Origin of the sequence: Luminiphilus syltensis NOR5-1B, assembly GCF_000158175.1 — a bacterium.
Classification (GTDB): domain Bacteria; phylum Pseudomonadota; class Gammaproteobacteria; order Pseudomonadales; family Halieaceae; genus Luminiphilus; species Luminiphilus syltensis.
The window spans coordinates 2673489-2687430 of sequence record NZ_DS999411.1 but is presented as its reverse complement, the minus strand read 5'-3'; the positions used below and the strand labels follow the sequence as shown (position 1 = coordinate 2687430).

Genomic DNA, 13942 nt, shown 5'->3' with positions numbered 1-13942 from the left:
CCCAAGCGGTCGCAACTAAAGTGCAGGGTTAAATAAAGCAGCTAAAGGGGTGCAAGGGTAATACACTGCTGCGGTATCGGCAAAGTTTGGCGCGCCGCTACCAAAAGTAGCGCAAGCATTTGAATTTCATGGCAATTCGACGGACCGCGAAGACAAGGGGCTGTGGTAGCATTTGCCTTTCGCAATAAGGATGTCTGGCTTTGGCCAAAGCAGCAAAACAAAATTCGGAAGCAGCGCTTCAGCGGGGTGATCACCCCCGCAGGCGTCTGCGGGACGCGCTGTTCATCGCCGTGGGAGCGGGGTGCCTGTTTGTTCTTATGGCCCTTTTGTCCTACAGCCCTCAGGATCCGGGATGGTCGGCGAGCGCGGTGAGCAGCGAGGTCAATAATCTCGGCGGGATCACGGGTGCGTTTCTGGCGGATGTCTGTTTCTCTCTGCTCGGTTACGCCGCTTATCTGGTGCCGGTACTCCTCGCCTCCCGGGCGTTCGGCATTCTCCTCGCCAACGACGATCATCGGCCGATTGACTGGTCCTATATAGGCCTGCGCGCACTCGGGCTGGTGCTCGTGGTGATCGCCTTTACGGCGCTGGCATCGCTCAATGACTCGGGCGGTTCGGGGTTGCCCCAGGGGGATGGCGGTATTTTGGGTTCGGGGATTGGGGGTGGTTTTGATACGGCCTTCAGCCCGGTGGGCGCCCGACTGATCCTCGTCGCCGTGCTCTTGCTTGGGCTGACCGTTTTTGCCGATATCAGCTGGCTTCGCCTGTCCCAGGGCATCGGTGCCTTCTGCTTGCTGGCCTGGGACCGGAGCGTGCAATTCGTCGTCACTACCCGCGACCAGATTGCGGACCGACGGGCGCGGGAAAAGCAACTCGAGGTGCGAAAGGCGCAAATCGAGCAGCATGTTGAAAAAGAGCGCAAGAGAAAACCGCCAAAGATCAAAGCATTACAGTCCAAACCTGAAGTCGGAAAGCGGGTCGAGAAAGAAAAGCAACAGCCCCTGTTCAATACGCCAATAAGCGGCGAGCTACCGCCATTGGGGCTGCTTGATGCGCCCACCGAAGACGGTCCCCGCGGTTATTCCAAGGCGGAGCTCGAGTCGCTGTCACGGCTACTTGAGTTAAAACTCGCGGATTTTGGTGTGACGGCTGAAGTGACTGCGGTTTATCCCGGTCCGGTGGTCACCCGCTTTGAGATCCAGCCAGCGGCGGGGGTGAAGGTGTCTCGGATCTCCAACCTCGCCAAGGATGTCGCGCGGTCGTTGGCCGTCATTTCGGTTCGCGTGGTTGAGGTGATTCCCGGTAAAAGTGTTGTGGGAATCGAGATTCCCAACGCCGATCGACAAACCGTCAACTTCAAGGAGGTGCTCGCTTCGCGCACCTTCGACGAGTCCAAGTCTCCGCTCACACTGGCCCTCGGGCACGATATTGCCGGTGTGCCCATTGTTGCGGATCTGGGCAAGATGCCCCACCTATTGGTCGCCGGAACCACGGGCTCGGGTAAATCGGTAGGCGTAAACTGCATGTTGGTCAGCCTTCTGTATAAAGCGGGCCCCGAGGATTGTCGGCTCATTCTGGTTGATCCCAAGATGCTCGAGCTGTCGGTTTACGATGGGATTCCCCATCTCCTGACTCCGGTGATTACCGACATGAAGGATGCCGCCAACGGCCTGCGCTGGTGCGTGGCAGAAATGGAGCGACGGTACAAGTTAATGTCGATGCTCGGGGTGCGGAATCTGGCGGGCTACAACCGCAAGGTGGCTGATGCGGCAAAAGCGGGAGAACCGATTCCGGATCCCACCTGGAAGCCCGACCCCCTGTCGATGACCGCGGAAGAGGATCAGGTCCATCCGGACCTCGAGAAACTGCCCAGTATTGTTGTCGTGATTGACGAATTTGCCGACATGATGATGATTGTCGGCAAGAAGGTCGAGGAGCTGATCGCGCGTATTGCGCAAAAAGCGCGCGCTGCAGGTATTCATCTGATCCTCGCCACCCAAAGACCTTCGGTGGACGTCATCACGGGTCTGATCAAGGCCAATATACCGACGCGTATCGCTTTCTCGGTCAGCTCCAAGGTCGATTCGAGAACCATCCTCGATCAGGGTGGAGCAGAGCAACTTCTCGGCTATGGCGACATGCTGTATTTGCCCTCGGGGTCTAGTGTGCCGCAGCGGGTGCACGGTGCGTTTTGTTCCGATGACGAAGTCCATCGGGTGGTGGCCGATTGGAAGCAGCGCGGGGAGCCTCAATTCATCGAGGGATTATTGGATGAGGGCGGGCAAACACCGGTGACGGCAGGGGAACTGCAGTCGGCGGCATCGGATAACGATGACCCTGAGGCGGATGCACTCTACGATGAGGCCGTGCACTATGTATGCAAGTCACGCCGTGCATCGATCTCCAGCGTTCAACGCAAATTACGTATCGGTTATAACCGGGCCGCACGCCTGATTGAGGCGATGGAAAGCGCCGGCGTGGTCACCGAGATGGGTACCAACGGTCAGCGTGAGGTGCTCGCGCCACCTCCGATGGAGGATTGATGCGCCTGATGCGGTACCGCTCACTCCGTCTTTTATTGCTGCTATCGGGCCTATGGTTTCACCTTGCAGTCGCGGCGGGCCCGGACGATCGGCTGCTACCCTCGGAGGGTCTGCAGGGCAGTTTTCAACAGCAGTTGGTGGATGCCGATGGTGTCTCCCTCGGGTCGAGTGAAGGACGCTTCGCCATCCTGACGCCGCATTTCTTCCGCTGGGAGATTACTGCACCGGGCAGTCAGCTAATAATCAGTGATGGACAGGATTTATGGCAGCTCGATCGCGACCTTGAAACTGCGACCCGGCGACCGCTTGATCCTGAGATGCTTTCACCCATGCAGTTGCTCACCCGTTCTCGGGCCCAGCTCAGCGAGCACTATGTGCTGGAAGCCTCCCTCGACAACCTGGTACTGACACCTAAAGCCGACTTCAGCGCGCCGTTCAGGCGGCTACGCATCCACTTCGAGGGGGATGTTCCATCATCTATCGAAGTACTGGATTCGCTGGAGCAGACCATCTCAGTCGACCTCACCCCGGATGTTGGCGAACTCCCCGATGCCACCTTGTTTGTGATGCAGTTACCGCCCCATATTGAATTGGTCGAGCAGGGCACTGGGAGGCGCTGAGGGTGGCCAATCAACAGCCGCTGTTTGCAGCAGACGACAGTATGGCGAAAACGCGACCGCTTGCCGCCCGTCGCCGACCATCGGCCCTCGCAGACTATGTAGGGCAGGTCCACGTGCTGGGACCGGGTAAGCCTTTGCGCGAGGCCATCGAGCGGGGTGATTTACATTCCTTCATTCTGTGGGGTCCGCCGGGAACCGGCAAGACCACGCTCGCGCGACTGTCTGCCCATCAAGCCAATGCCGAGTTCGTGCAAATCTCAGCAGTCATGGCCGGCGTTAAAGATATTCGCGACGTCGTCGCTCGGGCCAGTCAGGAGCGGGGCATGGGCAGAGCCACCGTCTTGTTTGTCGATGAAGTCCATCGTTTCAATAAAGCCCAGCAGGATGCCTTTCTTCCTTATGTCGAAGATGGCACGTTGATTTTCATTGGGGCTACCACCGAAAATCCCTCTTTTGAGGTGAATTCAGCATTACTTTCCCGTGCTCGGGTGTACAAACTTCAACCGCTGTCCGATGACGAGTTATCACGGATAGTCCGTGCGGCACTGGCGGCGGAATTTACTGACGTGACCGTCAGTGACGACGCCTTATCCCAACTCGTTGCTTCCGCTGATGGCGATGCGAGGCGCGCGCTGGGGCAGCTAGAACTCGCCGTCGATCTCGCCAGTGCTGAAAATGGAAGTACAACCATCACCGAGACCACCATCGAGGAAATTACACGGGGACTGGCACGTCGATTCGATAAAGGGGGAGAGGCCTTTTACGATCAGATCAGCGCGCTGCATAAATCAGTGCGTGGCAGCGATCCGGATGCCACCCTGTACTGGTTTGCCCGAATGATGGATGGCGGCTGTGATCCCTTCTACGTTGCCCGCCGGGCGATTCGTATGGCCACCGAGGATATCGGCAATGCCGATCCCCGGGCTCTCGAACTGGCGCTCAATGCCTGGCAGGTACAAGAGCGTTTGGGAAGTCCTGAAGGCGAGCTCGCTATAGCCCAAGCACTGGTCTACATGGCCTGTGCTGCAAAGAGCAATGCAGTTTATGAAGCTTACAAGGCGGCTCAGCAGGCGGTCGCTGAAGGCGGCTCACTGGAGGTGCCCATGCATCTCAGGAATGCACCGACCCCGTTAATGAAAGACAGTGGCTATGGTGACAATTATCGCTACCCCCATGACGAGCCCGAGGGTTACGCTGCCGGCGTGGACTATCTTCCCGAGTCGCTGACAGGACTTCGCTTTTATCGACCAGTCGATCGCGGTCTGGAGCTCAAAGTGCGGCAAAAGCTTGAACATCTGCGCGCATTGGATAAAAACGCCGTGGATGGCCCTTCATCGTGACCCAGTGGCTATTGGTCGCATTGGGAGGGGCGCTGGGTGCCATGGCGCGTTTCGGTAGTGGTGCGCTGGTTCGCCACTACATCATTGAAGACTGGCCCCTGGCCACCTTACTGGTCAACGTAACGGGCTCCTTGGGTATTGGGGTGCTGTTTGTGCTTCTTGAGCGGGGCATGATACACGGGGATTTTCGCGCCTTGCTGGTGATTGGCTTTTTTGGCGCTTTCACCACGTTCTCGACCTTTTCCCTCGAAATGCTGCATATGATTGAGGCGGGGGATATTTACCATGGGGTGTTGTACGCCGCGCTCAGTATTTTTTGTTGCCTTGCCGGTGTGACCGCAGGTGTTTATCTTGCCAGGGGCGTGGCTTAAAAGGCAGAAAACTCAAGCGCAACGCGCTATCATGCGCGCCCTCAGAATCATCAGTCATAGAGACCATGCTCGATACAAAAACCGTCCGTAAAAATCCGGAAGCGATCGCCGCCCAACTGCTGCGAAAGGGCTTCGAGTTTCCCGTCACCGAATTCAAGGATCTCGAATCGCGCCGTCGCGAGGCTGACGTTCGAGCGCAATCGCTGCAGGCGGAGCGTAAGTCTGCGTCCAGGCAAATCGGTACTCTGATTGCTGCGGGTAAAAGCGTCGACGAGGCCAAAGCCGAGGTGCAGCAGCAACTCGATCGCATCGCCGCAGAGATTGATACGGCTACCGCAGCGGCCAACGCGGTTCAGTCAGCGCTTGAAACACTACTGATGAGCGTGCCCAATGTGCCACATGAGCAGGTTCCCGCGGGATCCGACGAGAACGATAATATCGAGGTAAAGCGTTGGGGTAGTCCGCGTAATTTCGACTATGAGGTCAAGGATCACGTCGATCTCGGAGAGGGCCTCGGTTTCCTTGATACCCAGGCCGCGGTCAAGATCACCGGTTCCCGTTTTGCCGTCATGACGGGGCCCCTGGCCCAGCTGCAGCGTGCGCTGGTGCAGTTCATGCTCGATCGACACACTCTGGATCATGGCTATACCGAGACCTACGTTCCCTATCTGGTAAATCGTGAGTCCCTCGCGGGCACGGGACAGCTTCCGAAGTTTGAGGAAGACCTGTTTCGTATCGTTTCGGATCAGGGCTACTACCTGATACCCACGGCAGAAGTGCCCGTAACCAATCTCTGTCGGGACCGAATTTTTGAAGCCGACGAATTGGGCGAGGAGGGGCTTCGTTTTGTTGCGCACACGCCGTGCTTTCGCAGTGAGGCGGGCAGCTACGGCAGAGATACTCGCGGATTAATTCGCCAGCACCAGTTTGAAAAAGTGGAGCTGGTGCGGATAGTTCGGCCGCAGCAGTCTGATGCGGCACTGGAGAGCTTGACGGCACACGCGGAATCGATTCTTGAGGCACTGGAGCTGCCCTATCGCAAAGTGATTCTCTGTGGTGGTGATCTCGGTTTTTCTGCGCAGCTCACCTATGATCTTGAGGTCTGGCTTCCCGCACAAAATACCTTTAGGGAGATCTCCAGTTGCTCCAATTTCGGTGACTTCCAGGCGCGACGAATGTCGGCCCGGTGGCGTAACCCGGAAACAGGAAAGCCTGAGCTACTCCATACCCTAAACGGATCGGGCCTGGCCGTCGGTCGGACTCTGGTAGCGATTCTAGAAAACTATCAGTGTGCCGACGGCAGCATAACTATTCCCACCGCCCTGAGGCCTTATATGCGCGGCAGCGACGTAATCCGCTAGTGGACTACCTTCCCGTCTGCCTTAAGCTCGATGGCGAGCCCGTTTTGCTTGTGGGAGGTGGAGAGATTGCCACGCGCAAAGCAAGGCTCCTCCATCGCGCGGGCGCGGTGCTTACGGTTGTCGCACCGGAGGTCAGCGCTGAGCTTACTGACCTTGTTGGTGATTCTGCGAGAGTCCAGCGAACGCCATGGAGCCCAGAAAAGCCACTGGATCAATTTCGAGCCGTCATTGCCGCAACCAATGACACTGCGGTTAATGCTGAAGTGTCGCAGGTCTGTCGGGCGGCAAATCTTCCCGTGAATGTGGTCGACAGCCCGGCGCTGTGTAGCTTCATTATTCCCGCGATTGTCGATCGAAATCCACTGCTGGTCGGCATTTCCTCAAGCGGTGCCAGTCCGGTCATGGCTCGGCGCATTCGCAGCACTCTGGAAACGTTGTATCCACCGGGCTATGGCGCCGCCGCGCGCTTTTACGGTGAGCAGCGGGATCGTGTGAGTAGCGAGATTGCGGAGGAGGGCGATCGTCGACAGTTTTGGGAAGCGATCGTGGATTCCCCGATTACCGACCTTCTGGCGAGGCAGGAGGTCGCTGAAGCCAGTCGTCGATTCGATCGGGCGCTGGAGGATCCCGGTGCGCTGATTCACGGTGCGGTCTATCTGATCGGTGCGGGCCCCGGTGATCCTGACCTTATGACATTCAAGGCCTTGCGCCTGCTGCAGCGCGCGGATGTGGTGCTTTATGATCGGCTCATCGGCGATGGCATTCTTGAGCTCGCTCGCCGTGATGCCGATCGTATCTACGTTGGCAAACAGCGTTCTGAGCACGCCATGCCGCAGGATCAAATCAATCAGGCACTGGTGGACTATGCAAGGGCCGGTAAACGGGTCGCGAGACTCAAGGGAGGTGACCCGTTTATCTTCGGTCGCGGCGGTGAGGAAATCGAAGGACTGATGAAGGCCGGGATCGATTTTGAAGTCGTGCCCGGTATTACAGCAGCATCGGGTGCGGCTTGTTATGGCGGCATTCCTTTGACCCACCGGGACCACGCGCAGTCGGTACGCTTTATCACGGGCCACACGCGCAATTACGAATTAAACCTGCCGTGGGCACAGTTTCTGAATCCCGCTGAGACGCTGGTATTTTATATGGGGCTCGCGGGATTGGAGATCATCTGTCGTGAACTTATGGCGGCGGGCAGGGCGGGGGACACCCCCATGGCGGTGATCGAAAAAGCCACCCGTCCCGATCAGCGAGTCATTACGGGGACACTATCCACCATGCACCGTATCGTTGAGGAGACACAGCCTGCGGCACCTACACTGCTCATTATTGGCTCGGTAGTCACGCTGCATGAGTCCCTGGGCTGGTTTAACGGCACCTCCAGCGACGACGATTAACCCGCTACGCAGCGGGCTGTCGTTAGCGGGCTGCGGTTTGCTGTTCTGGCCGCTCTGATGCCGGCGCCGAGAGGGCCATTGCATCGGCGAGGATTCGGCCGGTTTCTATCAGCAGGACGTCGGGGGTATCGGAGTCATCCTCGATAGGATCACTGTGAACCGACAACGCGTCATCACCCCCGGTTTCGCCCTCGGTGCCACCCATTTCCTCATCCGCCAGTGGGTCTGCTGGCGCGTCGCTCAGGCTGGTCAGCAGCTCCAGTCCCTTTGCCTTGCGCCGCTTGTTTTCAATCGCGAGCGCTTTGGCCTCCTGGGCTTCTCGTAACTCCACTCGACTCTGCTCTGACAAAGGAAGCTGTGTCAGCGATCGGGTTTCCGCGGCCATTGCCACCTGATCGGTGAGAAAAATGAAATCCGGGTCATCGGAGACCCGTTCTTCATGGCGTTGCTGGAGCGTGGGCAGCAGTTGCCCATAAAAGTTGTACTCTCTATGACGAACGGGGGAAATCTGATCCCAATCGAGTGCATTATCCAGCGAGCTCTCGCCGATTTGTTCGGGGTCGAACAACGAGGGGTAGCTGATATCCGGGACGACGCCGCGATGCTGAGTGCTGTCACCACTGACACGATAGAACTTACTCTCGGTGACTTTGAGCTGCCCCTCGGGGAGCGCCATCATGGTTTGGACCGTCCCTTTTCCGAACGTCCGGTCTCCGACAACGATCGCGCGCCCGTAGTCCTGTAAAGCGCCGGCAAAGATCTCGGAAGCGGATGCGCTCAGCCGGTTGATCAGTACGGCAACCGGGCCATCGTAATAAGCCGAACGGCGGCGTTTGCCGTCGCGCCACACCCGGCGTTCCGCACTGCGGATCTGTACCGTAGGCCCGTATTCGATAAACAGTCCGGTCAACTCGTTGGCCTCCTGTAAGGAGCCACCGCCATTGTTACGCAAATCAATAACGAGGCCTTCAACACCGTCGGCCTCGAGTTCGCCAATCAGTCGCCGCACATCGCGGGTAGTGGATTTGTAGTCGTCATCGCCCCGGCGAAGTGCGGCAAAATCAATGTAAAACGCAGGGATGTCAATCACGCCAATCTTGCGCACATCACCGTTCACATCGGGCACTTCAATAATATCGCTCTGGGCTGATTGCTCTTCAAGCTTGACCTGATTCCGGCGAATCGCGATAACCTGGCGTTGATCGGTTTTCATTTTGTCCGGAATAACTTCGAGGCGCACAATGGTATCCCGCGGACCACGAATCAGGTCGACGACCTCGTCGAGGCGCCAGCCAACCACGTCCGTGATAGGGCCCGAATTCCCTTGGCCCACGCCGACGATGAGCTGTGAGGGTTGGAGATCCCCCTGCTTTTCGGCGGGTCCGGCGGGCACCAGGCGGGCTATCTTGGTGAACTCATCATCAACCTGTAAGACCGCGCCAATCCCGTCAAACGACAGGCTCATGTTGATATCAAAGTTTTCGGCCCGGCGTGGCGAAAAGTAGCTGGTATGGGGGTCGAATAGCTCGGTCAGGGCGTTGGCATAGACTTGAAAAACATCTTGTGCATTGTATTGATCGAGTCGGTTGAGCTGGCTCGTGTAACGGCGCTCCAACATAGGGACGATCTCGTCATCGGGCTTGTCGGCCAATTTAAGGCTGAGCACCTGATTCTTGACACGCTTCCTCCAGCGGTCGTCCAGATCCGACGGCTTGTCGGCCCACGGTAGTTCACTGCCATCGACCTCGATAAATTCTTCACGCTCAAAATCGTAGCCGGCAACCCAATCTCCGACCTGCTCTACCACCTGCGTCAGGCGCGACCGAAGACGGGCTTCGTAGACGTTAAAAATCTCGAAAGCGGGGGAGAGCTCACCCTCTCGTCCGTAGTCGTCGAGCGCCTCGCCGTAGGCATCGAATTTCTCGATGTCGGCGGAAGTAAAGAACATCCGCTGTGGGTCAAGACTATCGATGTACTCGTTGAGATGGGCGCGCGATAGCGAATCGTCATAGACGCGCTTGGCGTAGTGCCTGTCCTCAAGGGCATCGACCAACTCCTCGAGGGTCTCTCCCTGCGCTGGCGTAGGCTCCAGGCTGTATGCCGGGAATACGAAAAGGAGTGAGGCACCACAGAAGGTAAGCAGCCGACCGAGTCGACCCGCCAATAAACAGGCAATGGTTGAAAGTGCTGTCACGTACATCTTCCTCTATCAAAAATGGGCTCATTAGCCACGTCGACGCGGGGTGCTTTACAAAGTCGCGACAGGACCAGTCTCACCGCGGGGGGGGGGGCCACCTTGATTATCCTGACACTATAGACAACTTGTGAGGTTCAAAGTTAGCAGCTGTTTTTTATCATTGGGACCTATCTACAAGCGGGAACCCTTCGGTAGATCGTTAATTTAACATAATATACATTATACGCAGTTAATGATAAGGCGTAAGGGGTCCTGGCGTCAGGCCTTTCGTGATACCCCCCCCCAGGCAGGTAACTACGGATTTTGAGGCAAAACGGTGCTCTGCCTACACCTCAGGGCTGTTTTTCGAACCGATACCGGATAATTCCAGCTGCCGCATGATTACTATTAACTTGAGAAAGACTTACTAAAATATTGAATTTAAACTCAAAAATCTATTGCGCAAAATCTCAAGGACTTTAGTACTAAAGTACTAGCCCACCGGCGTTTTAGTGCCAAACACTTTGCATTTTCAACAATTGCCCCGTGACTCCGCTCAAACCTTGAATTAGTCTCATTTGCGAAATCGTGAGACGTGCCCTTGTTGAGATGCAAACTGGGCATCGTGCTAAAAGCTAATCGATTTAGGGAAAAACGTTCGAATAGTAAGTAAAGGTGCCGCCGCCATGCCCACTCATTATCAGATACATCGTCGTGACGATGTTCAAAACTCATTACCGGAACGACGGGAAGACCGTGATCAGCATGGTGCAGCGCTTGAGACGAAGCTGACCGGCGCCCAGCAGGCCGTTGTTCTGAATAAGCGCGCGCAGGGGTTTGCAGTTCGGTTTATGCGTGAACACCTCTTCTTCGCCCCGGAAGTCGTACTTGAAGCGCCCGATGGATTCACATTTTTTATCGTTTCTGCCAATGGGCGGATGTCACCGTTTTATAACCTCCGGGATGGTGACGTCTCCTGATTAATTCGCCAGCCTGCAGGGCGCTGACCTTCCGTTAAGGCGAATCCCTGCTTTCCTTCGGCATTGGAAGAAATCGCGCCCCAATGCTGAACACCGCAACCAGAATCGCTCCTGCTATCATGCCCCCGATTGCACTGAGCAGTGTCATCATCAGGGTACTCCAGCCGCCAAGTCCCAGGGGCTTGATCAGATCAACCAACTGGTGCTCGAGTGCTGGTGCCGCGTGCAATAGGATGCCGCCACCGACCATGAACATGGCTACTGTTCCAACGATGGATAACATTTTCATCAGAAATGGAGCGAAGGCGAGTAATCCGCGGCCGATGGCCTGTTGCACGCCCGCCAGCGTTTTGTCATCGGCGGTCTCGCTCATGTACAAGCCCAGGTCATCCAGCTTTACGATGGCGGCAACCAAACCGTAAACACCAACCGTCATAGCGGCCGCTATTCCGCCAAGCACAATTAACTGAGTGACAAGGTCAGAGTCTTCGACCACGCCAAGCGTCAGCACAATGATCTCGGCGGACAGAATAAAATCGGTACGAATCGCGCCTTTTATTTTACTTCGCTCAAGCGCCACGAGATCGCTGGGTGATTTTCTGAGCTTGGAGACACGCTGCGCGGCGCCCTCCTCGTCAGTATGTTTTGATTCCTTAAGCCAGTGGAGCAGTTTCTCGGACCCCTCAAAACACAGGTAAAGCCCACCGCAGACCAATAGCGGGGTTATCAGCCAGGGGGCGATGGTCGCGATCACCAGCGCAGCGGGCACGAGTATGCACTTGTTGACGACAGAACCCTTGAAGACCGCCCAAACCACGGCCAATTCCCGTTCGGGTCGCACGCCGGTAACCTTTTCCGCATTGACCGCCAGATCGTCCCCCAGAACACCGGCAGTTTTTTTGGCGGCGACTTTGGTCATGACCGAGACGTCATCGAGTATTGCGGCGATATCATCCAGAAGGGCCAGCAGGCTGCCAAATGCCATTTATCCCCCTCCTTTGCGTCGCCGCCGCGACGGCTTGCGCATAAACGTCTTGGGGTATCGTGGCAACTTTCCTGCGCTTAAGTAGCGGTGGATCGATTCCTGGGACCGAATCTTGCCGCCCTTGCTGTTCCGGCGTGGCATGGCGTTGCGCTGCTCGGCGTCCAGCGTCCGTGCCTTGACGTTGTCGAACCACTGTTGATCGAGAATATCCTGAATAATTTTCTGATTGTCCTCGCCGTTGACCGGACAGAGAGCCTCAACCCGGTAGTCGATGTTGCGCGTCATTAAATCGGCAGAGCCGATGAAGTAACGTGGTCGACCGCGGTTATGGAAAACATAAACCCGGGGATGCTCGAGATAGCGATCCACAATACTGATCGCTTCAATATTTTCAGAGATTCCCGATACCTGCGGCAGTAAGGCGCACATACCGCGAATAATCAGTCGGATCTCTACCCCACTTTGACTCGCCTCGTAGAGCTTCATTGACAGCTGTCGATCGACGAGGTTATTGCATTTCAGGATGATTGCGGCCCGATACCCATCCCTGGCGTTGCGAATCTCCTGCTCAATCAGCGCAAGCAATCCGGACCGGGAATTGTGTGGCGATACCAGAAGCAGTTTGTAGTCGGGGCGGCGATAGCTGTACTTCAAGAAGTCAAAAACTTTTGCAACGTCCTGGCCAATCGCCTGGTCGAAGGTCAGGAGCGCGAAATCGGTATATAACCTCGCGGTTTTCTCGTTGAAGTTCCCTGTGCCGATGTGGCTGTAATACCTGGTCGCCCCGCTCTCGCGCCGCTCGATGAGGAACAGCTTGCTGTGGACCTTGAGGCCCATAATGCCAAAGATAACCTCGATCCCTGCATCCGTGAGTCGTTGCGCCCACTGTATGTTGGCTTGCTCATCGAAGCGCGCCGCCAGTTCAACCACCGCCATAACCCGCTTGCCATTGTTGATGGCGTTGATCAGGGCGTCGACTACCCTCGAATCGCGAGCTACGCGATACAGGCAAATCTTAATTGCCAGAACGTCGGGGTCGAGCGCCGCCGTCTTCAGGACATCGACGATGTAATCGAAGGAGTGATAAGGATAATAGAGAAGTACGTCCTGCTCCCGAATCGTCTCAAAGCAGTTTGCACCCGATTCCAGTCGGGGTATCTCTATAGGTGGTAGCGGCTTGAACTCAAGATACTTTGGACCCGCGTTGGGAAATGCGATGAAGTCTTTTGAGTTGTGGTACCGACCGCCAGGAATGAGGCTGTCGTACTTGCCGAAACCGAACCGCTTGCGCAGATAGCTAAGGAGGTTTTCGGGCATGGCGCCATCGAATACAAAGCGCACAGCATCGGCTTTTCGACGCTGCTTTAGACTCGACGCCATTTTTTCAATCAGGCTTTCGGTGATGCTGGCATCGATTTCGAGTTCGGCATCCCGCGAGAACTTAAAGCAGTAGGCCTGCGCGGATTTGATAGTGAACACACCTCGGAACACCTGCTTCATGCATGCCCGTATAATGTTGTCGAGAACAATAAACACCCTGCCCCGCTTGCCTTTGCCCTTGCGCTTGGGTATCTCAATGAAGCGATCGAGTCGATCGGTGGGCACCTCGATGACGGCGTACTGGGGACCTCGAGTCGTCTCAAGTGCTACAGCGAGATAAAGCGACTCGTCGGTCAGATTCGGTATAGGCTGATCGTCGCGCAGTAGAATAGGTTCCAACTCGGGAAGGACTTTTTCATGAAAGAACTCCTGAACAAAAGCCGCCTGTCCCTCATCAAGCTGGGTTTCATTGATGAGGTAGATTTTACGAGCCGCCAGCTCTGCCAAGACAGCGTCGTAAACACCATCGAATTCGGCCTGCAACTCCACCACGCGTGCCTGTATCGCAGTTAACAGCTCTTTGGCCCGCTGCCGATGACTGCCTCGGGAGACGCTGATGAGGCGGCGCACTTCGGCCACGCGCACTCTGAAAAACTCATCGAGGTTGCTTGAAAAAATGCCCAGGTAGCGTACACGCTGAATCAGCGGGACGCTGCTGTCCATCGCCTCCTGCAGTACCCGTTCGTTGAAAGAGAGCCAACTGAGCTCTCGGGGCATAAACAGGGACTCATCAAGATCAGCGAGTCTGATTGTGATCTCATTTGACATGCCGGCAGACGCCTCCATGGC

Annotated in this window: 10 protein-coding genes; 7 read left to right on the top strand and 3 right to left on the bottom strand. The window is 56.4% G+C overall.

The genetic code is table 11. The features are described 5' to 3' along the window. Positions 1–200 precede the first annotated feature (200 nt). The 6 genes from NOR51B_RS12150 to cysG all read left to right on the top strand — a co-directional run bounded on the left by NOR51B_RS12150 (position 201) and on the right by cysG (position 7632). Positions 201–2543, top strand: coding sequence for a DNA translocase FtsK 4TM domain-containing protein (locus NOR51B_RS12150; RefSeq protein WP_009018822.1), 2343 nt, complete (start codon positions 201–203; stop codon positions 2541–2543). Positions 2544–2551: 8 nt separating this feature from the next. Continuing rightward, the gene (locus tag NOR51B_RS12145; RefSeq protein WP_230198463.1) at positions 2552–3163 is read left to right on the top strand and encodes an outer-membrane lipoprotein carrier protein LolA; all 612 of its coding nucleotides are present in this window, start codon (positions 2552–2554) and stop codon (positions 3161–3163) included. Between the two features lie 41 nt (positions 3164–3204). Next, complete coding sequence (locus NOR51B_RS12140) at positions 3205–4503, top strand: replication-associated recombination protein A (protein WP_040482600.1); 1299 nt, start codon at positions 3205–3207, stop codon at positions 4501–4503. Then, positions 4500–4874: a fluoride efflux transporter CrcB gene (gene crcB, locus NOR51B_RS12135; protein WP_009020671.1), complete on the top strand. Its 375-nt coding sequence runs from the start codon at positions 4500–4502 to the stop codon at positions 4872–4874. Before NOR51B_RS12140 ends, crcB begins: the two co-directional genes overlap by 4 nt. Before the next feature lie 65 nt (positions 4875–4939). Beyond that, a complete protein-coding gene (gene serS / locus NOR51B_RS12130) occupies positions 4940–6235 on the top strand; it encodes a serine--tRNA ligase (RefSeq protein WP_009021688.1) in 1296 nt (431 codons plus the stop codon). Further along, complete coding sequence (gene cysG, locus NOR51B_RS12125; RefSeq protein WP_009020998.1) at positions 6235–7632, top strand: siroheme synthase CysG; 1398 nt, start codon at positions 6235–6237, stop codon at positions 7630–7632. Before serS ends, cysG begins: the two co-directional genes overlap by 1 nt. Before the next feature lie 22 nt (positions 7633–7654). Here the strand turns inward: cysG and NOR51B_RS12120 are convergent, their stop codons facing one another. After that, positions 7655–9832 (bottom strand): carboxy terminal-processing peptidase, encoded by a 2178-nt coding sequence (locus NOR51B_RS12120; RefSeq protein ID WP_009019780.1) that lies wholly within the window; start codon positions 9830–9832, stop codon positions 7655–7657. A 662-nt stretch (positions 9833–10494) separates the two neighbouring features. Between NOR51B_RS12120 and NOR51B_RS12115 the strand changes: the two genes are divergently transcribed. Further along, a complete protein-coding gene (locus NOR51B_RS12115) occupies positions 10495–10788 on the top strand; it encodes a hypothetical protein (protein WP_040482093.1) in 294 nt (97 codons plus the stop codon). Positions 10789–10822: 34 nt separating this feature from the next. Here NOR51B_RS12115 and NOR51B_RS12110 read toward each other — a convergent pair whose 3' ends face one another. Next, on the bottom strand, positions 10823–11773 hold the full coding sequence (locus NOR51B_RS12110) for a DUF808 domain-containing protein (protein ID WP_050759479.1): 951 nt from the start codon (positions 11771–11773) through the stop codon (positions 10823–10825). After that, complete coding sequence (gene ppk1, locus NOR51B_RS12105) at positions 11774–13921, bottom strand: polyphosphate kinase 1 (RefSeq protein ID WP_050759478.1); 2148 nt, start codon at positions 13919–13921, stop codon at positions 11774–11776. It abuts the gene before it with no gap. Between the last annotated feature and the right edge of the window lie 21 nt (positions 13922–13942).